Source organism: Mesorhizobium sp. KR1-2 (assembly GCF_040045035.1).
Taxonomy (GTDB): domain Bacteria; phylum Pseudomonadota; class Alphaproteobacteria; order Rhizobiales; family Rhizobiaceae; genus Pseudaminobacter.
On record NZ_JBDZDS010000001.1, the window covers coordinates 175,822 to 194,915 of the forward strand.

Annotated in this window: 16 protein-coding genes; 9 read left to right on the plus strand and 7 right to left on the minus strand. The window is 60.5% G+C overall.

Annotation, left to right across the window (positions count from 1 at the left end):
• Positions 1–52: 52 nt before the first annotated feature.
• Positions 53–1,792, minus strand: coding sequence for a nucleoside-diphosphate sugar epimerase/dehydratase (locus tag ABLE85_RS00900; protein WP_348790808.1), 1,740 nt, complete (start codon positions 1,790–1,792; stop codon positions 53–55).
• 69 nt (positions 1,793–1,861) lie between these two features.
• On the opposite strand from ABLE85_RS00900, the gene ABLE85_RS00905 reads away from it, so the two are divergent.
• Positions 1,862–2,242: a hypothetical protein gene (locus ABLE85_RS00905; RefSeq protein ID WP_348790809.1), complete on the plus strand. Its 381-nt coding sequence runs from the start codon at positions 1,862–1,864 to the stop codon at positions 2,240–2,242.
• Positions 2,227–3,180, plus strand: a complete 954-nt coding sequence (locus ABLE85_RS00910; RefSeq protein WP_348790810.1) for an NAD-dependent epimerase/dehydratase family protein — start codon at positions 2,227–2,229, stop codon at positions 3,178–3,180. The genes ABLE85_RS00905 and ABLE85_RS00910 overlap by 16 nt, the downstream gene beginning before the upstream one ends.
• Here the strand turns inward: ABLE85_RS00910 and ABLE85_RS00915 are convergent, their stop codons facing one another.
• From ABLE85_RS00915 to ABLE85_RS00925, 3 genes are read right to left on the minus strand one after another with little or no spacing between them, the layout of a single operon-like run.
• Complete coding sequence (locus ABLE85_RS00915; RefSeq protein ID WP_348790811.1) at positions 3,181–3,816, minus strand: sugar transferase; 636 nt, start codon at positions 3,814–3,816, stop codon at positions 3,181–3,183.
• Between the two features lie 24 nt (positions 3,817–3,840).
• Positions 3,841–4,974 (minus strand): glycosyltransferase family 4 protein, encoded by a 1,134-nt coding sequence (locus tag ABLE85_RS00920; RefSeq protein WP_348790812.1) that lies wholly within the window; start codon positions 4,972–4,974, stop codon positions 3,841–3,843.
• A 36-nt stretch (positions 4,975–5,010) separates the two neighbouring features.
• On the minus strand, positions 5,011–5,916 hold the full coding sequence (locus ABLE85_RS00925) for a glycosyltransferase (RefSeq protein ID WP_348790813.1): 906 nt from the start codon (positions 5,914–5,916) through the stop codon (positions 5,011–5,013).
• Between the two features lie 243 nt (positions 5,917–6,159).
• Between ABLE85_RS00925 and ABLE85_RS00930 the strand changes: the two genes are divergently transcribed.
• Genes ABLE85_RS00930 through ABLE85_RS00945 form a run of 4 tightly spaced genes read left to right on the plus strand, consistent with a single transcriptional unit; the run spans position 6,160 to position 11,542 of the window.
• Entirely contained in the window at positions 6,160–7,119 is a 960-nt protein-coding gene (locus tag ABLE85_RS00930) for a 6-hydroxymethylpterin diphosphokinase MptE-like protein (RefSeq protein ID WP_348790814.1), read from the plus strand.
• A gap of 44 nt (positions 7,120–7,163) precedes the next feature.
• A complete protein-coding gene (locus tag ABLE85_RS00935) occupies positions 7,164–8,918 on the plus strand; it encodes an ATP-binding cassette domain-containing protein (RefSeq protein WP_348790815.1) in 1,755 nt (584 codons plus the stop codon).
• Positions 8,918–9,787: an ABC transporter permease gene (locus ABLE85_RS00940; protein ID WP_348790816.1), complete on the plus strand. Its 870-nt coding sequence runs from the start codon at positions 8,918–8,920 to the stop codon at positions 9,785–9,787. The genes ABLE85_RS00935 and ABLE85_RS00940 overlap by 1 nt, the downstream gene beginning before the upstream one ends.
• Positions 9,788–9,814: 27 nt before the next feature.
• Positions 9,815–11,542 carry a hypothetical protein gene (locus ABLE85_RS00945; protein ID WP_348790817.1) on the plus strand — a complete coding sequence of 576 codons (1,728 nt, stop codon included), beginning with the start codon at positions 9,815–9,817 and terminating at the stop codon, positions 11,540–11,542.
• Here the strand turns inward: ABLE85_RS00945 and ABLE85_RS00950 are convergent.
• Positions 11,502–12,392, minus strand: a complete 891-nt coding sequence (locus ABLE85_RS00950; protein ID WP_348790818.1) for a glycosyltransferase family 2 protein — start codon at positions 12,390–12,392, stop codon at positions 11,502–11,504. The genes ABLE85_RS00945 and ABLE85_RS00950 overlap by 41 nt on opposite strands.
• Positions 12,393–12,604: 212 nt before the next feature.
• Here ABLE85_RS00950 and neuB point away from each other — a divergent pair, with 212 nt between their 5' ends.
• Together neuB and ABLE85_RS00960 are read left to right on the plus strand one after the other, a co-directional pair.
• Positions 12,605–13,633 (plus strand): N-acetylneuraminate synthase, encoded by a 1,029-nt coding sequence (gene neuB, locus ABLE85_RS00955; RefSeq protein ID WP_348790819.1) that lies wholly within the window; start codon positions 12,605–12,607, stop codon positions 13,631–13,633.
• 62 nt (positions 13,634–13,695) lie between these two features.
• A complete protein-coding gene (locus ABLE85_RS00960; protein ID WP_348790820.1) occupies positions 13,696–15,069 on the plus strand; it encodes an N-acetyl sugar amidotransferase in 1,374 nt (457 codons plus the stop codon).
• Between the two features lie 213 nt (positions 15,070–15,282).
• Here ABLE85_RS00960 and ABLE85_RS00965 read toward each other — a convergent pair whose 3' ends face one another.
• Entirely contained in the window at positions 15,283–16,506 is a 1,224-nt protein-coding gene (locus tag ABLE85_RS00965) for a polysaccharide biosynthesis protein (protein WP_348790821.1), read from the minus strand.
• 244 nt (positions 16,507–16,750) lie between these two features.
• On the opposite strand from ABLE85_RS00965, the gene ABLE85_RS00970 reads away from it, so the two are divergent.
• Positions 16,751–17,815: a nucleotidyltransferase family protein gene (locus ABLE85_RS00970; RefSeq protein ID WP_348790822.1), complete on the plus strand. Its 1,065-nt coding sequence runs from the start codon at positions 16,751–16,753 to the stop codon at positions 17,813–17,815.
• Positions 17,816–18,065: 250 nt separating this feature from the next.
• On the opposite strand, the gene ABLE85_RS00975 is transcribed toward ABLE85_RS00970, so the two are convergent.
• Complete coding sequence (locus ABLE85_RS00975; protein ID WP_348790823.1) at positions 18,066–19,076, minus strand: DUF2793 domain-containing protein; 1,011 nt, start codon at positions 19,074–19,076, stop codon at positions 18,066–18,068.
• Positions 19,077–19,094: the final 18 nt, after the last annotated feature.

The following is a 19,094-nucleotide window of genomic DNA, read 5'->3' on the forward strand; positions in this document are numbered from 1 at the left end:
CCAGACCTTTCAAGTTTACGCTGAATGGGAGCTCACGCTGAACGGCAGGTGGTCAGTGCAGCGCTTCGAAGCTCTCGAGCGATTCCGCCGTGTCGCTCTTGCGCCTGTATTCGGGCACGATATGCGACAGCAGCTCTATGGCTCGCGTCGCATCTTCCCGCGCCACGACGGCCTCCAGGCCTGTCAGCGTGTGGTGCAGCAACGCCTTGTCGATGACGCGGGGTGAAGCGACGACATAGGCTTCGTCGGTATTCGCATCCAGCACCTCCGACGGATCGAAGAGCTCCTCGAACAGCTTCTCTCCTGGGCGCAAGCCGACATAAGAAATCTCGATGTCGACATGCGGCTTGAAGCCCGCAAGCTGGATCATCCGCTCGGCAAGGTCGACGATGCGCACGGGCTTGCCCATGTCCAGCACCATGATCTTGCCGCGCTCGTTCTGGCTCTCGAGCGCATGTGCCGATGCGTTGAGAACCAGCTTCACGGCTTCCGGAATGGTCATGAAGAAGCGCACGATATTCGGATGAGTGACCGTTACCGGACCGCCGGCCGCGATCTGCTCCTGGAACAGCGGTACCACCGAACCGTTCGATCCCAGCACGTTGCCGAAACGCACCGTCTTGAAGCGTGTGGTTGTCGAACTCACGTCCAGGGACTGGCAATAGGCCTCGGCGGCGCGCTTGGTAGCCCCCATCACATTGGTCGGGTTCACCGCCTTGTCGGTGGAGATCATGATGAAGGCCTCGGCTTCGTTGGCCAAGGCGGCATCCGCGACGTTGCGGGTGCCGAGCACGTTCGTCTTGATGCCTTCGATGGGGTTTTCTTCGACCAGCGGCACATGCTTGAGCGCGGCGGCATGGAATACGACATCCGGCCGGTAGATACGGAACACGTCGTTGACCCGGATGGCGTCACGTACGTTCGCGAACCGCGTGACGATCGGCAGGTCCGGATGCGCCTCGCGAAGCTGCTTGTCGATCGTGTAGAGATGAAGCTCCGAACTGTCGGTGACGATCAGCAGCCCGGGGTTGGAAGTGGCGATCTGCCGACACAACTCCGACCCGATCGAGCCGCCCGCCCCGGTAACAAGAACAACCCGCCCCTTGATCAGATGAGCGATACCCTCCATGTCGGGCAGCACTTCGGGCCGGCCAAGCAGGTCGCCGATCTCGATCGGCTTCGGCTCGACCAGCAAGCTGCTGGTGATCGAGGAGGTCGCCGTAATATCCGGGATCCTGGTCACCTTGAGCCCTACCGTGGCCGCCGTCTCGAGGATTTCGTTCAGCCTCTGCCGGCTCGGTTGGTATTCGGTTACGATCAGCTCGGAAACGTTGATGCCGCGTCGCTTGAGTTCCTCGATATAGGCCTTCACACCTGCAAGCGGTCCGACCACCTTGACGCCGTGGACCATCCGCGAGTGGTTGAGCCTGTCATCGTCGAAAATGCCGACAACCGAGATGTTGCTGGCCTTGTTTCTCCTGGTGCTGCGGATGAAGCTCTCGGCGCTGTTGGAGAGGCCCAGAAGCAGTACTTTGCGGCCTCTTAGCGACAGGGGCGATCTCAGGCTGTTTCCTCTCCAGGTGCCGTCCATCACCAGGCGGTATGTCAGGCGCGTCGAAGAGAGACCGGCGATGAGGAACAGCGCGGACAGGACCGGCACACTGCGCGGAACATTCTCGCCACGCGAAAGCAGGAACGCAGCGACTGTGTAGAGGCCGACCGCTATCACCGTCGCCTTGATGAGCGCAGTGAGCTCCGAGATCGAGACGTACCGCCATGTGCCTTTCTGCACGCGGAAAAAGATGAAGCTTAGCGCGCAAATTGCTGTGAACGATGCCGTCTTTTCGAAGAGGCCTGGGACATGCTGCAATCGGGCGTGGCCATATGCGCAGAGATACGCGGCGAAAAATGCGCCGGCGGCAATGGCGAGGTCGAGCACGATGCTGCCCAGGCGCAGAACATTGATTCTGTCCGTTTTAAGGAGCAGCTTCATTCGGTAATTGGTCCCCCGGGCGTTAAGCGCCCATTGGGAAACTATGAAATCAATATCTATGAGATCAAGCCAATATTGGCCTATATTCACACAACATCGATGAGTGTTGCCAAGAAGCTTCACAAGACAATCGAAACTGATTTCGGATATAAAAAGTTGGGCAAATCAGCACTGAATCTCGCGGTGCCGCTTGCATTCCAAGGCAGTTTTCCCTGTGTCTGGATAGAATCACCTTGCGGAAAATTCTGATTACAGGCGTGAGCGGCTTCGTGGGACGTCACCTGGTGGCAAGGCTGCTCCGGGAAGGTCGCGATCTCACTCTGGCGGGCCGATCTCCGGTCGCCAACGGCGCCTCAAATATGGCAACGGTGCTCGTCGGCGATATAGGACCGGAAACGGATTGGCGCGGCGCCCTGAGAGGCTGCGGCGCTGTAGTCCATCTGGCAGCGCAAGTCCCTGCGCCGGGTGTCGCGAACGAGGATTTCGACAGGGTCAACAATCGCGGCACCGCCCGGCTCGCCGAGCAGGCGTTCGAGGCAGGGGTGCAATGTTTCGTGCTGGTGTCCAGCGTGCATGCGGTGGCCGACAATTCAGCCAAAGGCGTCGTATCCGGCGACACCCCAACGGACGCTGCCACGACGCCCTACGGGCTTTCGAAGTTGGCCGCGGAAGCACACGTGGCCGAGTTCTCCCGCCTCGGACGGCTCGGCATTTCGATCCGCCCGCCCTTGATCTACGGATGGGATGCCAAGGGCAACTGGCGGCATCTGCAGCGACTGGCCGCGTCGGGGCTTCCATTGCCTTTCGGCGCCGTTCACAACCGGAGAAGCTTTGTCGCCGTCGACAATCTCGTTGACGCCTTGGAAACGGTTGTTTCAGGTACGCCAGACCCCAGCATGTCCGGCACCTATTCGGTCGCAGATGCGGAAGCGGTTAGTCTGGCCGAAATCGCCGCCTGGCTTCAGGAAGGCATGAGGGTTCCGCCTCGGCGCTTATCCGTACCGGAAGGCTTTCTGCGCCTGTTGCTACGGATGGCCGGGCAAGGCCGCATCGTGCGAAGCCTGCTTGAAGATCTGGAGGTCGATTCCAGCCGGTTCCGCGCCGCCTTCGGATGGTCGCCTCCGCGTGCGACGAAAGACGCAATGATCGCATCGGCCGCACGGTATCTGGCGAGCCGCCGCTCCTAGCTAGTGGCGGAGCCTATCGCCACGGCCCGCACCCTTGAAAACCGTGGCCAGGAGAATGTGAAGATCCCCCTGGAGGGAGGCCGAATTGGCGTACTCGGCGTCGACTTCCGCCAGGCGTCGCGGGTTCGACATGTCGATGCCGCGTATCTGCGCCAGGCCAGTAATGCCGGGTCGGAGCTCGAAGAGGGAGCGTTTTTCGCGCTCGTGGATGAGTTCGACTTGCGTGGGAAGGCAGGGGCGCGGGCCGACGAAGCTCATTTCGCCGCGAAGCACGTTGTAAAGCTGCGGCAGTTCGTCGAGCTTGGTTCGACGCAGGAAGCGCCCCAGCGGGGTGACGAAGGATACGGCGGCCTCATGAGAAGGTACTTCCGGCGTCTCCGTGCGCATCGTTCTGAGCTTGTGGCAGTTGAACGGGACACCGTGCCGTCCGACGCGGCGCTGCGAGAAAATGCCCGGCCCGGGCGAAGTCAGGCGGACTGCAAGCACGCCGATCGCAATTAGCGGGGCAAAGACAAGGATCCCGACGAGGGCGCCAGTGAAGTCGAGCCCTCGTTTCAGCATGGTCGAAATCCCAGAAAGCTGTTGCCGCGTCGATTCAAGTGCGGTTACCTCGGCCGGTGGCTTTGGATGCGGCAACCCGCCGCCCCGGTCTCGACTGCGTTACCGGTCGCCCAGATAAATTTCAAGCATCTGGTCCTGGATGGAGCCGATGTCGAAGCCATCCGCGTACACCTTCCGCAGCGCGGCGCTTCCCATTTGTGTGGCCAATGCCCGGTCCTGGGCCAGCCGCTTCACCGCACGGTAGATTGATTCGGCGGAGTTATCCGGCAGGATTATGCCGTTAAGTCCATCTTGGACGATTTCCCTGCATCCCGGCACGTCGCTTGCAATGAGTGGAAGCGACGCGGCAGCGGCCTCGATGAGAATCCTTGGCAACCCCTCCATGTAGCTTGATGGAAGGCAAAGGGCGTCCACCGAAGCCAGCAGTTCGGGCATGTCCTTGACGTGCCCGAGATAACGGACGGCGCCGTCCCGGATCAGATCATCGATTTCCGAAGCAGGAATGTTATCCGTGTGGCCGGGATCGGCATAGCCGGCCATGAGGAATTCGATTTCGTCTCCTGACGCTCGTGCCATCCGGGCGGCTTGGACGAATTCCACCAGACCTTTTCCTCGCACCAGCCGCGATGCCCAAAGCACGCGAAAGGCTCTTTCCTGTGGTCTTGCCGCCCTGAAATCCGCCAGTTCCACGCCTGCTCCGGAGAGCACGGTCGACTGTCGATGCTCCAGTATCTTCAGGCGCACAAAGAGGTCGCGGTCGTCGCTGTTTTCGAAGGTGGCGTGGCAATTTCGGTTGCGAAAAAGCACCTGCAAGGTTCGGCAGATAATCATGCGCGGGATGGAATATGCCCAGATCCTATTGTCGAACAGTCGACCGAGCCCAGGGAAAGTCACCAGGATTCTTGGCAATTTCGCCCAGCGCCCGGACGACGTCAAAAGTGCCGCCGCCCCGGCGGCTATCGGTTTCATCGTAATCAGGTGAACGATTTGGGGTTCCGTCTCGGCCAGCAGCGACCGAATGCCCAGAAAGAGCAGCAGGTCATTGCGAAACGAGAAGTAGCGGCGTTCGACTTCAAGGTAATGGCGTTCGAACGCGCTGCTGAGTTGCGAAAAGTCGCCCCCCGCCGCAACGTGAACGTCCCAGCCCTCCCGCAATAAACGGTGCGCGATATGCGACCGGTGCGCGGTAAAGTACGTCGCATCATTGCAGACAAAGAGGGCTCTTCCTTTCAAGGCAGCTCCCGAAATTTGCTTGCATCTATAGGCCGGTCATCGCCGCCTTAGTGCCGAAAACATGAAATTGACGAAGCTGTATTTGTAGAATTGCGACAGTATCTTCTCGGTCTTCAGGGAGCCGCCGGAGAGTTCGGCCATGGCGAGCAGCCAGCCGAGGCCAAGCTTGCCCTCGTTCAGGTCCCTGCGAAGCATCACATTTCGAAAATGACTGATCTCGGTCGCGAAGTCACAGGTGACCGCCGAGTTGCCATCCCGGTCTGAGGGCGTTTCGCGCCGATGAAAGCTCGCGAGAGTTTCTTTCAGCAGCATTATGTCTTCGACCGCCAGGAAGCGCAGCAAGAACTCGTAGTCTTCGCAGGTTTCGAACGTAACATCGAAGAGACCCGCCTTGCGGACGGCGTCTGACCGAAACAGGACGGAGATCAGGGGTATCGTCTGAGTCGCGGCCAGCGAGGCCAGGGTGATGTGGGTGACCTCAGGGTAGTGAGGCGTGCGGGAAATCTCGATGAATGACCCGCCGTCCAGGGAGGGGCGCTCCATCACCGCCTCGCATTTGACCGCGGCTGCTCCGACGCGCTCATTCTGTGTCAGAGCGGCGATGGTGTGGCGATAGAAGTCGGAGCAAATCTGGTCGTCGTCGTCGAGGAAGTGGATGAAATCTCCATGTGCCGCCGTCAGTCCTGCATTGGCGGCCTTGGCGCGGTGCCGCCTGAGGGATTTGACAAGCCTTGCCTTTATCCGGCCGGTGCTGGCGGCACCGGACACAAATTCATCGAGGGCCGGGCTTCCGCCGACCTCATCGTCGACGATGATCCAGTCGATCGCGGGGGAGCTCGTGGAGGCTTCGAGGCAGGTTCTGACGCGGTTGAGGAATGGCAGATGGCCGAGCGTCCGGGTGACGACGCTGACGACTGGGGATGCCGGTTGAATATCTGTCATCGTGTCCGCTGCCGGGAACTGCGTGGACGGAGACGGGCTCCGCAGAATTTCGGGGCAAAGAAAACAACGCAACTCGATGCGCTAAGCTTGGTCGTACTGCGAGAATACTTGTGATTGCAATCACGCTCGCGTGAGCGTACATGAACCTGGTGAGTTGGCAACCCTTGGTGGAAGTCAATCTCACAAACTGCCTGTTTCAGATCTTTTTTGCACTTTATGTCGAACGGTCGGGTCCGAATCGGGATGGCGAAGCCTGGAGTAGCGCGCGAAGTATTGTCGGCAAGATTGGGACGCGTCGCGGCGGAAACCGGCGGCGCGGGAGGGCTTGTACGCCTGGTTTCACGTCTGCTTCTGGCGGCCAGCGAGATCATGGACCGGGCCGGCTGTGCCCTATTTTGTTCCGTGCCGCCCCGTCTGCTGACCCGGCTGGGGGATCGCCGTCGACTAGAACGCAATCGGCAGCTGAACGGCCGGCACGAGGCGCGGCGGTGCTTCATATTGGGGAACGGCCCTTCTCTCCGGGACGAGGACATTTCGCCCCTATGCGGCGAGATTTGCTTCACCGTCAATCAGGGCCACCGTTTCGCCATCAGTAAGGGACTGAAGCCACGCTACCACGCCATTGTGGATGCGCACTACCTGAGGTCGCAGTTCGACGGCCTCCATGCCGAGTGGCTAGCGTTCCAGAAATCCACTGGCGCCACGCTTCTGCTGTCGACCGAGATCGCCGAGCGTATGGCCATGCTCGGCCTGCAGGTCGAACACTATGCGGTGAAGCAGTATTCGATCTCGACCTATTTTGACCGGAGTGGACGCTTCGTCCCGGTCGACTTGCACCATGTTCAGCCCGGCTACGTTTCGGTCGTCCATTTTGCGATAGTGGCGGCGCTATACATGGGATTCTCAGAGATTTACCTCCTGGGCTGCGACATGGATTACTTTCTTCGGCCCGCAGCTCCGTTGAGACACAGCTACGACGACGAATCCATGGAACTCGCTTCGGCCGCCGACCTGTTCGGGCGCGATCAGGTGGAACTGATGGAATGGGCGCTGGTCGAATATCGGGCCTTCAGTCAGCTTGGTCGGCTCGCCCAAGCCCGCGGCAGCCGGATCATCAATGCGGGCACGCGCAGTGCACTGGATGTCTTTCCAAAAAAGCCGTTATGCTCGGTCGTCGGCCAATTGAATGGAGCACAAGCATAGGTCAAGCCGTCCGGTCGTCTGCCGGTCGGTGAGAGGGGGGGAGCATGAACCGGGTTGCTCGATCGACGGAGTTTTACGATCCGCGAACGGCGAAGCCGATCGCCTTCGAACAGCTTGGCATTCTTGCCGCAAACGCCGCCAAAGGGCAGGTCTGGCATGCGACGGCAGCAACCGGCCTTGGAGAGAAGTGCCTTTCAGTGCTCAAGGCGATCATGTCGACGGTCGCCGCAGCCGATGAGGACAGCCTCGTCAGTGCCGCAATGAAACTTCGCGGGGCCGTCGAGGCGCGAGGCGCGCAAATCCTGTCGCCGGGCTTCGACGATGGCGCGGATTCATCCTTGCTGCGGCCCAATGAGGTGACGCTGGAGTTGCCTCCTGGCGACAAGCCCTTTGTTCATGACGAAAGAGGAATCAGGCTGTCGGTGGGCCCCGGCGAGCGGACGCGGCTTTGGCTGAAATCTGCGAATGGCGAGCCGTATTGGGTCCATATGCTGCTGAAGCTGGATTTTGCCGCGTCCGACGAGCCGGTCGCTGCGTTTCGCTTTCTGCACCACAACGACGATGAGGAGGTGGTACTGCGGTTTCGCCGTTCCGGGATCGTTCTTCGCAAGGAGGTCGAGCTACCGATGCCGGCCAGCCGGTCGATGTTCTTCTCCGTTGCTGTCGTTGGCGGATCCGTGCGTGTCTTTCTCAACGGCGTCCCGGTCTACTGCCGCTCGGCGCCGCATCCCGTCGCGACCGGCTTCATACTGGACGTCATAGGCATTCCGGGCGGGGCGACGGAAGTTCTGCTGCCGCTGCTGGCGGTTGAGCCCGCCGGCGATACGCCTCTCGACACGCCGGCGCAAGATTGCGCCTTGCTAGCGACAGGACTGGTGGAGGCCGCGAGGCAATCAGGCTCGCGCAGCCGTCTGCATGAGGCGCTCCACTGTCTCGAGGGCTGCACACTGGCGTTCCATGACGAGGATATCTGCGCGATGATCGGGCAAGCGCGCGGGAAGCCAGTGTTCTCTGGCGTCTTGGATGACTTGCTGGTTGCGCGCCTCGCCAACGAAGCTGAACGGCGGGACTTCATCGACAGCCGCCCGATGCCGATCCTGAGGGTCCGCAATGTGAGTGTCACGCTGTCGTCCAATCCAGGCGGCAAGACGATCTCCGGCCTGCTGCGCCGTGGGCGGAGGCCGGAAGAACTGCGGCTGCTCGACGATCTGTCGCTCGACGCCTTTGCAGGCGACATCGTCGGCATTCTCGGCCGTAACGGAGCGGGAAAAACGACGCTGCTGAAGTCGCTGGTCGGTGCAATTCCGATCAGTGCCGGGCGCATCGACGTCGAGAGTCGTCCGGTCCTGCTGCGTCCGGGTGCGGGCATGCAGCCGGATCTGACTGGCCGACAGAACATTCACAAGACCGGCCTGTACATGGGTATGACGGTGCCCGAGATCGAAGCGATCATGGACGAAGTCATTGGTTTCGCCGAGCTTGAGAAGCATATTGACCGTCCCTTCAAATATTATTCCGACGGCATGCGCGCCCGTCTGATCTTCTCCATGGCGACGGCGATGCCTCACGCCATCCTCCTGCTGGACGAGCTTCTCAGCGCCGGGGACCTAGGCTTCCAGGAGCGGGCGATGGATCGTCTCCATCGCTTCCTGTCGCGCGCGAAGCTCGTTCTCGTTGTCCAGCACACTTTCGACTTCGTCCTCACGCGCTGCACGAAATGCCTGCTGCTCGACAAGGGTGTTCCCATTTACTTCGGCGAGCCGCGCATAGCTGCCGAACTCTACAGGGAGCTTCTGTAATGGTCGGGCCTGCGCGCACTGAAGCCGACAGCCGGTATGGCGTGACGGTCACCCCGCGCGGTGTCTTCAGCAGGCCGCTTGGCGCAGCCGGCCTTTCGCGAGAAGTGGCTCGAAGCATTCACCGGACGATCAATCTGATCCGGCTGGAACTGCGACAAACGTCCTTCGGGCTTTATTTCGGAAATCTATGGCTGCTCCTTGAACCGGCTTTGCAGGCCGGCACATACTATTTCCTGCTGAAGGTCGTGTTCGGCGTCGGAGGCGCCGATGCCAGCTTTTCGTTCTTCTTTACGGCGGTCACGTTTTGGCGCAGCCACGCGACGCTCGTTTCGGCCGCACCCTATTTCCTGGCGGTGAAGGGGCATCACTATGTCGAGCAAGGCTTCGGGCTTTCGATAGCCTTGCTGGAGGTCGTGGCCAATGAGATCCTGCTCCTGCTGGTGCGCGTCGCGGTTCTTCTGTGCTTCCTTGTGTTGGCCGGGTACACACCGATTTGGACCTGGCCGCTGGTGGTTCTTGTCGCGGCTGTGCAGCTTAGCTTCTCGATGGCCTTGTACGTCTGGCTATCGATGCTCGGCGTTCTCGTGAAGGACATCGGCAAGTTCGTCGGCCATGTGGTCTGGCTGTGGTGGTATCTCTCGCCCGGGCTCTATAGCATCCATCGAATTCCGGATTGGGCGGCTGTCGTCTACAGTCTCAATCCGTTCGCGCACCTCATACCCGCTTACCATTCCCTGCTTCTCAAAGGAGCGATCAGCCAGAGTGCAGTTCTCGGCCTGCTGGCAATCTTGGTCGTTTCCGTTCTGATGCTGTGGCTAGGCCTCATGCAGATGAGGCGCTTCTCCTATTCCATGGCCCGATACATCTGATCCTCGTCAACCTCGGAGGTGCAGTGCATGCCAGCCAAGCAGACAGTCCTGTTCGCAGTTTCGGAGTATGGCGAGTTCCTGAGCCTGATAAGCCTTGCGGATGACATGCATGCGGCATGGGGCATCCATCCGGTTTTTGTGTTCAGGGCCGATTACGGTGCGCTCGACCGCCACAGTCAGACAGTCGAACATCGCGGATATTCCTGGGTGTGGGAAGGAAGCGAACGGACCTTCTTCGACATGAGCAGGAATGACTCGGGGTTGGATGATTACATTCCCTCACATCTTGTCACGGAGTATCAAAGCGAACTGAAATTTACAAAAGAACTCATTGATAATTTAAAATATGAAGCGTCGGAGTATTCCGCATTCGACAATTACATCTATTTAATTGAGGCAAAAATCACCAGTATAATATACTATTTGTTCAAAGCAGTGGGGATGAGGGCGAAATCCGACATGATCATCTCTCGCGTTCTGAGAGGTGGTGTCAGAAGGCGCATTCAGAACATGAGGAATGTCTTCCGAAGGTTCAACCCGGTCCTTGTCGTCAGCGGCCAGGACTACCCGCTGTCCATCACCACCATTGCCGCGAGAGTGGCGGGAAAACGCGGCATCAGCACCGCGATCGTCCCTTTCTCGATGACGCCGACCACCAAGGAGATCGCCGAGTCGTTCGCGGGGCTGCAACTGAACGTCTTGCGGCCGAAGCAACTCAAACGCGTCGCTCGTCTTGTGGGGCTCCGGTGGGTCCATCGCTACCGCGGCCGCTATTATACGCGCCTTCCGGTTCTGGATATCCTCATTTCAAACCGGAATGGGCTCACACCGCCGCAGCCCTGGACGCCCAATTCAGGTGCCGGCATCATTCTGGCGCCAAGCCAGCAGAGCGTCGACTACTGCATGTCGGCGGGAATTCCGGCCAATCAGTTGCGGTTGACGGGCGCGATCTGGAACGATGAGCTGATCGAGAAAGCCGAAAGCCGGAGCATGAGGCGGGCGAATCTGGTCCGGGATATCATTCTCACGGAAAACTACTGGCGGCTCTCGACCGATCGCGATCATTCGCCCTTGTCGGAAGCTGACACGACACGCGCCGACAAGAAGCTGCTGATCTTCTCGTGGCCACCCAACCAGTGGCCACGAAAGGCCATGGGATTTGCCTCGTACGACGCATTCAGCATTGCATTGGTGGAACTGCTCGGCACGCTTATGCATGCGGGGATCGCCAATGTCGCGATCAGCCTGCATCCCACGCTCGTGCATACGGAAGTCGGTGAGCTGATCAGCAAATCCGGGCTGCACGTCACTGACGTCAATCTGCTGGATGTCATCGACTGTGCCGACATCTACTGCGCGACCGTCTCGTCAACCTTGTTGTGGGGCCTCCAACTCGGCATCCCCAGCATCAATTTCGACATCTATCGCTATCAGTATCGCGAGTTCAACCAGGCCGGGATGCTGGAAGCGTCGAGCATTAGCCAATTGAAGGAGCACATATTGGCGCTGATCGGCAAGACGACTGTCTACGAGGAAACGGCGGCGCGCATGGGCGCCGCACGAGACTATTGGACCATTCGCGACGGCAAGAGCCGCCAGCGGATACTGGCCGAGTTGAAGGCGCTGATGGGGCCGCCGAAAATCTCGGGCCGGAAGATCATTGAGTACGCTGCTTCAGCCACAACGGAGTTGCCGACAACGGCTCGCCGCGAAGTCAGTCGCGCGGTGCGGCAGAACTCTCCCAGCCAGGGCTGAGATGCAGCGAGAGGCGCGGCCTTAGCAGCAAGGAGTACGCCAGCCGGCTCACGGCGGCGGCGAGATTGCCGTTCCGGAAGAGCGCCGCGGCAAGCTCCAGCTCCAGATAGGCTTTCAGGCGTCGTCCTACCGCTGCCGGGAGAGCCGTGTCTTCCCACAGGCGGATGATCTGCGAGGCGGCCTCGGCGACCACTGCCATCGACGGCGGTGTACCGCAGGAAATCGCCGCCGCGACAGTGGGGTCGACTATAAGTTCCGCTCCGGCAAGCCCCGCCCTGAGAAACCAGTCCAGGTCCTCCAGGCGGCCGAGAGATTCCGTCTGCAAGCCGACCCGGTCGAGAAACCGTTGGCGCTTCACCAGCACGCAGGAACCGGGGCAAAACCAGCAGCCGCTGGCAAAATCGCTCGCCCTTTGCGCCGCGCGCGGTGCGCGCATGCGAACCGGCTTGCCGCTCTCGTGGAGGTCCATGAACGCCGATCCGTAGATTGTCAGGCGGTCGGGGTGGTGCCTTTCGTGTTCTTGCGCAAAGCGCAGGCGCTTGAGCAGCGTGTCGGGCAGCATGGCGTCATCGGAGTCAAGGAAAGTAAGCCAGGTGCCAGAGGCGTACGCCATGCCGGTATTGCGCGCGGCCGCCGCGCCCCGATTGATTTCGTGCCGGATGAGCTGGACGGATGGGGCTGCAATCTCTGGCGAAAGTGCGAACGGCTCGAGCGAGCAGTCGTCGACGACGATGATCTCGAGAGAGCTGACATTCTGTTCAAGAACCGACCGAATGGCTCTCTCGGCAAGGCGTTGCCGCTGGAAGATTGGAATTACCACCGACAACAACGCCGCTTCGCCAGCGCTCATCGCATCCTGCCCTTTTGTTTGCTCCTGTGCCGAATGAAAACAATTTTCGGCGGTTTAGCTGTCATCGACTGTCGTTATCAGAAATACCTTAGCATCTTGAAAGAAGTTAAGAATCAAGATTAAATTTCGATAAATACGCGCGCGTCGTCAAACTGAGTACATTGGCAGGATAACTCAAGGTATTCGACGTGATCCGAAAGGAGCCATCGACGGTGAGGACATTCGTTGTTGCCGAGATAGGCGTCAACCACGGTGGAAATCTCGATCTAGCTCTCCGTCTGGTGGAAGCGGCGGCAAAAGCGGGCGCGCACGCGGCCAAGTTCCAGACTTTTAATGCCGACGCTTTGGCCACCCGAAACACGGCTACCGTGACTTACCAGAAGACCTCCGGCGCAGAAGACCAACACTCCATGTTGCGGCAATTGGAACTGAGCGAGGCGGAGCATCGCGCGCTGGCCAAGCACTGCGCCGAACTTGGCCTTGAGTTCATGTCAACCGCCTTCGACAGCCGTTCGCTCGATATGCTGTGCGACATCGGCATAGGGCGCATGAAGGTGCCGTCGGGCGAGGTGACGAATATTCCGTACCTCCGGGACTGCGCACGCCGCGGCCTGCCGATCCTCCTGTCGACGGGTATGGCGGATCTGGCCGAAGTGCGCCGCGCGGTCGAGGTGCTGCGCGACGCCATGCCGAGAGCGGTGCAGGCGGACGCTGATGCGCCGCCTCTGACGGTCCTGCACTGCACCAGCGCCTATCCCGCCGAATTCGCCGACGCCAACCTGCGTGCCATGCAGACCATGGCGCGCGAATTCGACATACCGGTCGGCTATTCCGACCACACGCCGGGCATCTTCGTGCCGCCTGTCGCCGTGGCGATGGGAGCAACCGTGATCGAAAAGCACCTGACGCTGGACCGGACGATGAGAGGCCCCGACCACGCGGCCTCGATCGAACCGCACGAATTCGAGGCAATGGTGCGGGCGATAGGGGATGTCGAGCTGCTTCTCGGCGATGGCGTGAAGAAGCCGCGCGCGGCCGAACAGGAGGCCCGCGCGCTGGTGCGCCGAGGGTTGAAGGCGGCACGGGACCTGCCCGCTGGAACGCGTCTCACGGAGGCGGACATCGTGTTGCTGCGCCCGGCGACCGGGCTTGCGCCAGAGCTTCTCTCCAGCGTTCCCGGCCGCAGGCTGAACAGGCCGCTGGCGGCCGGCGACCCGATCGAGCAATCGGCTATCGAATGACGCCAGCAGTCGGGGAGGCGATTTGATGGACAACCTAGGAACCGAGTTGAAAGGTTGGCGCGATGAAATATCCTGATCCGCGTAACGACAGGAACGACTTGTCGCGCTATGCGCCCGACGCCTGGCCGTTGCAGACCAAATACGGCCTACCTGGCACCGTCGTCTTCTGCCGCAACTGCGTCATCTCCAACCAGCGGCCGAACTCTGCAATTGAGTACAAACACACGACGGAGAGTAGGAAGACCGTCATCGCCTTCAATGAGCATGGCGTGTGCGATGCCTGCCGCAATGCCCAGCGCAAGCATGCGGTGGTCGATTGGGAGCGGCGCCGGCGTGAACTGGAGGCGCTGTGCAACAGGTTCCGCTCGCGGAACGGTTCGTACGACTGTCTTGTGCCCGGTTCCGGTGGGAAGGACAGCTTCTATCAGTCGTGGATGCTGAAATACGAGTTCGGCATGAACCCGCTTACCTGCACTTGGGCGCCGCACATCTACACCGACTGGGGCCGGCGCAACTTCGACCGGTGGATCCATTCGGGCATGGACAACTATCTGCTGACCCCGAATGGCCGCGTGAAACGGCTGTTGACGCGGCTGGCCGTCGAAAACCTCTTCCACCCGTTTCAGCCCTTCATAATCGGTCAGAAAGGCTTTGCACCGGCATTCGCGGTCAGGATGGGCATTCCGCTGATCTTCTACGGAGAGAACGAGGCCGAATACGGCAACCCTATTGCCGACAATGAGGGCGCCAGGCGCGACTATGATTACTTCGCGCAGGCCGGCGATGAGGAAGTCTATCTGGGCGGCGTCTCGGTCCATGATCTGGTCGAGCATTTCGGCGTGCGGCGCGCCGACCTTGCCGCCTACATGCCTTCGGACCCGCGCGTGCTGGAGGAAAATGGCATCGAGGTCCACTATCTCGGCTACTATCTCAAATGGCACCCGCAAGCGGTGTACCGCTTTGCGGTGGAGCATGGTGGCTTCGAGGCGTCGCCCGAGCGGACGGCTGGGACCTATTCGACATACAATTCGATCGACGACCGCATCGACGATCTGCACTACTACACGACCCACATCAAGTTCGGCATCGGCCGCGCCAGCTACGACGCGGCCCAGGAGATCCGCTCCGGCGATATCGGGCGCGAGGAAGGCGTGGCGCTGGTGAAGCGCTATGACGGTGAGTTTCCGGAGCGCTTCGCGGAGGAACTGTTCGCCTATCTCAGCCTGCCGGCGGACATATTTCCGGAAGCCGCAAGGCAATTCGAGGCGCCGACTATCGACCGCGCCTATTTCGACGCGCTGGCGAACCGTTTCAGGTCCCCGCATCTGTGGGCCCACGACAATGGCGAATGGCGCCTGCGCCATGCCGTCTTTCAGGAAAAACATGGGCATCACCCGTCCGAGGCCACGCGAAGCGATGAATATGTCAATCCGTGATTGGCTGCCCTGAACCGTTATCCCGACGACCACTCGGTGGCGGCGGCCCGCATAGGCTGCTTCGGATCTGGCGGACATGCCGCCGTGTTGTTGGATGTGCTGCAACTCATGGGCGCAGGCACTCCGCTGGTGGGTGCCGGCTCGACCCTGATTTGCGATTGCCCTCCGGATACTGCCCGTCTATGGCTCGCCGAGGCTAGGCGCAGACCGCCTTCAGAGCCGCTGATCGAGATTTGCTGCCGAGTCACGATGGGTGCTCAGGAACACCGGCTCGACCAGCGCGATGATTTCCTTCAGCCGTTCCTTGCTCGGTGGACGGTCACCTGCGACCGCTTGCTCGGCTTCCGCAAGCGCCTGGTCGATGAGGTGGCGCGGGGCTGGCGCGTATTCCACCGCCTTCAGGTTGGGCAGGCCGATCTCGAAGTCCTGTTCATGGGCGGTCATAAATTCCTCGAACGGCTTTTCGCCAGAGGTGTCGAGCGGCGTGAGCAGCAAGGGCCAGCGGTTGCACTGGCGCTCGGCCGTCACATTCGCACAGGCCGCTCGCTCGTCGCTGTAGTGTGCCGGCTCAAAGCCGTGGTAACGTAGAAATCTTTCGGCGATGTGCTGGAGCTGGACGAGATGTTTTGCCGGGTCGAGCTTCGGGATGACGATCGCCCGGTCGGGGCCGACCGTTGCGGCTATGGCGCAGAGCGCGCCTGACTCGACCAGCGAAACGAAATAGCGGCGCGTGTCGCGCGGAGCCGCGAGCGGCTCGTCGCGCGCCAGCCTGTTCTGGAAACCTTGGAGCAGCGACCCATTGGAGAACGCCACATTGGCGAACCGCGCCGAGGTCTTGATGCCCTTCAGGCGCGCTGCGACGCTGGAGTTGAATAGGGCGTGCTCCATCACCCGCTTGGTAGCCCCCATCATGGAGGACGGATTGGCAGCCTTGTCCGTGGAAACGGTGAAGAAGCGGCCTTGGAAGCCGCTGTCGGCCAGCCACCCCATGAAGCGGACCTGCTTGACGAGGTTCGTGTCGAACATCTGCAAGGTCGAGAACGGGTCTTTCTCAGAGCGCACATGCTTGAGCGCGGCGAAATTCAGGACGACGTCGTAGGGTGTCTGGCTGCCCACCAGATGCCGCATGGCGCCCGAGCCATAGTCCAGGGGAAGTGCTTGGAAGTCGCGCGCCGACCGGGCCTGCGGCTGCGAGCGAAGCTGGCGCACAAGTTCGGCGAGCGCATTCTCGTTGTGATCGACCACGTGCAGGGCATATGGCTCATGCTCGGCGATACGCTTGATCGTGCTGGAGCCTATAGAGCCCGCGCCGCCGACGATTAGTATTCTCTTGCCGCGAAAGGCATCGGCAAGCGCCCCTTGCACATGCTGTATGTCCCGGTCGAACAGGCAGCCCTCGCGGCCGGTGGCGATGTGATGTTTCGATTGAGCGGTCATGAGCGGTACCGAAAGCAGGAAAACAAACGAGAGTTTAGCAGGCTTCGATCGGTTGTCCGGCGTTTTGCCGGTCCGGCGCTACTGCCATTCCTCATTGATGTGATAACGTGGAAATTGCTAGTAATATTCGATAAACTAAATAGTTGCAAAATCAGCAATTGTCGAGCACGTTGTGCCGTACCCTGAACGAGACATAAGCATATTTTGAATTTTCAGTGCCTAGCTGAAGCAAAGAATTGGCTTTATGTTTTGCGAAACGCTTGAAGAGATCTGTCTCAGGCCTGACCAAACGATTTCCGACGCGATAGCGTGCATCGACGCTAGCGGTGGAGAAATCGCGCTGGTGACAGACGAGGCGGGCGGTCTCATCGGAACAATCACCGACGGCGATATCAGGCGCGCAATACTGCGTGGTTGCACGCTGGAGTCACTCGCCCGCGAGATAATGAACAGTCATCCGCGCTTCGTTACCAAGGGGACGCGGGTGGCGGAGATCGCGACACTTATGAGGCGAGAGTATGTGGGCCAAATGCCGATCCTCGACTCTCGCGGTGTGGTCGTCGATCTGGTGCTCGCCGGCGAAATCTTTAGCCCGGACCCCGGCAAGCATCCGGTGGTGATCATGGCCGGCGGTCTTGGAACCCGTCTGCGGCCCATAACGGAGTCCATTCCGAAGCCGATGGTGCTGATTGGCGGACGACCTATTCTCGAGCTTATCATCGAGCAATTCGCCAACCAGGGATTCCGCTGCATCACATTGTGCGTCAATCACCTGGCCGAGGTGATCGAAGGCCATTTCGGCGACGGCAAGGCCTTTGGCGTCGAAATCGAATATGTGAGAGAGGCCAAGCGCATGGGCACTGCCGGGGCGCTGTCGCTGGTTTCACCCGCTCCCTCCAAGCCGGTGATCGTCATGAACGGCGATATCCTGACGGCGCTCAATTTCAGCCAGCTTCTGGCGTTCCACTACGACAACGGCGCCCTTGCGACCATGGGCGTAAACCACTTCCAGTACCAGATTCCCTACGGCGTCGTTGACATCAAGGATCACCAGATACACGGCTTCGTCGAGAAGCCAGTCTATGATTTCTTCGTCAATGCCGGTCTTTACGTGGTCAGCCCGCAGGTTCTCGACAGCGTTCCCGAGGACGAGTTCTTCGACATGCCGTCCTTGTTCGATCAACTCGAGCCGAGCCAGAAGATGGCGTTTCCGATCCATGAATACTGGTTGGACATCGGCAAGCACGACGATCTAGACCGCGCGTCGCGGGAGTATGAAACCTTTTTCGGAGCGCGGTCGAACCGCTGATGTTTGCCAACGCTGGGCGAGGCAAGTCCCAAAGGTCTGCATGCAAACCTTTGGGCTTGATGCCGTTCGCCCACCAAGGTGTTAGACGGAGATGATGGCGCGATCGGAAACGCGGCGCCACTGGCTCCCGTCCGAGAAGGCCAGCGTGGAACCGCCTTTTTCGTTCGATACGTAGACGATCGAGCCGGCTCCGCAGCTAGCCGCGGAAGGCGCATTGGCGACCGTGTAGTTGCCGACCGTGCCGCCCCGTTCACATGCAGGGGCGCGGTGGGGGCAGTCTCCAGGATGCCCACATAGCCGTTGGTGTGGACATTGATGCGGATACTGCTGCCCTGGCGAAAGATGATCGGATAGTTGCCGCCATACGCATAAAAAGCCATCCCCCGGAGTAGTGCGAGAGGAAGGTGAAGGTCGAGTTAGTGGCAGAGCCAAGGCCGCACCAGACCTTTTCTTCGCCGTTCCCGTCCACCCAGTTCACGAAGCCCAGATGTGCGTTGCCCACACCCGTGGTATCGCGCAGCGTGAAAGTCGGAGCCGGGGCGGCCAAGGTTACCATGCTTGGTGTGGTCACGTCCTCGCCAACGATCAGCGCCGTCGTCGCCCGTACGGCTCCGCTGGCAGGGTCGAATGCCGCCGCGGTTTTCCAGGCGTCGCCGTCGTTGCTGACCTTGACCTCCAGTCCGTTGTTGCCGGTCAGCCCGATCTCGGCGCGGCCGCTCCAATTTTCCTGGAATACGACGGAGGCCGTGGCGTCCGGGTGAGCCTTGTTGACGATGGCGCGCATGTCGCCGCTGCCGGGGGCGACCGCATCATGCGAAAAGATCACCGAATCCGATGCGACCGAAAACCGGACGAGGGTATCGACCGGCGCATTGATGCCCAGCCTTTCGACGGTTTCGGGCGCGCGCGACGGTAGCTGCTCCCAGTCTCGCCCATCGTGAAAGACGAAGGCCTGCTCGTCCTCCACATAGGCTACCATGCCGGCAAAGGGGGGCAGAAACTCCCATTCGGTGCTCTGCCATGTGGCCAGGGCGCCGTCTTGCCCGAACCACGCGCCGGTCGCACCGCTGGCGACGATGTGGCAATCACCGGGTTCGGGTGCGGCGGGGGGCTCGGAACGGCTATGATCTTTGGCCACCGGGTGGCACAACGTGTCGAGGCGTTCCAGAGCCTCGTTGTGGGTCACGTGCTTCTGCGCCTGCGAGGGCATGATGAAGGGAAGCTTCAGGCGGACGGTCGAGTTCGGGTCGGGCGGTGTCATCGAAGGCTCCGATGTTGA

What these genes read in the sequence shown, in the direction of transcription:
- ABLE85_RS00935 (WP_348790815.1), top strand. Translation starts at nt 7,164, where the DNA reads ATGAACCGGGTTGCTCGATCGACGGAGTTTTACGATCCGCGAACGGCG.
- ABLE85_RS00930 (WP_348790814.1), top strand. Translation starts at nt 6,160, where the DNA reads ATGGCGAAGCCTGGAGTAGCGCGCGAAGTATTGTCGGCAAGATTGGGA.
- ABLE85_RS00925 (WP_348790813.1), bottom strand. Translation starts at nt 5,916, where the DNA reads ATGACAGATATTCAACCGGCATCCCCAGTCGTCAGCGTCGTCACCCGG.
- ABLE85_RS00970 (WP_348790822.1), top strand. Translation starts at nt 16,751, where the DNA reads ATGTTTTGCGAAACGCTTGAAGAGATCTGTCTCAGGCCTGACCAAACG.
- ABLE85_RS00940 (WP_348790816.1), top strand. Translation starts at nt 8,918, where the DNA reads ATGGTCGGGCCTGCGCGCACTGAAGCCGACAGCCGGTATGGCGTGACG.
- ABLE85_RS00945 (WP_348790817.1), top strand. Translation starts at nt 9,815, where the DNA reads ATGCCAGCCAAGCAGACAGTCCTGTTCGCAGTTTCGGAGTATGGCGAG.
- ABLE85_RS00965 (WP_348790821.1), bottom strand. Translation starts at nt 16,506, where the DNA reads ATGACCGCTCAATCGAAACATCACATCGCCACCGGCCGCGAGGGCTGC.
- ABLE85_RS00975 (WP_348790823.1), bottom strand. Translation starts at nt 19,076, where the DNA reads ATGACACCGCCCGACCCGAACTCGACCGTCCGCCTGAAGCTTCCCTTC.
- ABLE85_RS00960 (WP_348790820.1), top strand. Translation starts at nt 13,696, where the DNA reads ATGAAATATCCTGATCCGCGTAACGACAGGAACGACTTGTCGCGCTAT.
- ABLE85_RS00905 (WP_348790809.1), top strand. Translation starts at nt 1,862, where the DNA reads ATGCTGCAATCGGGCGTGGCCATATGCGCAGAGATACGCGGCGAAAAA.
- ABLE85_RS00950 (WP_348790818.1), bottom strand. Translation starts at nt 12,392, where the DNA reads ATGAGCGCTGGCGAAGCGGCGTTGTTGTCGGTGGTAATTCCAATCTTC.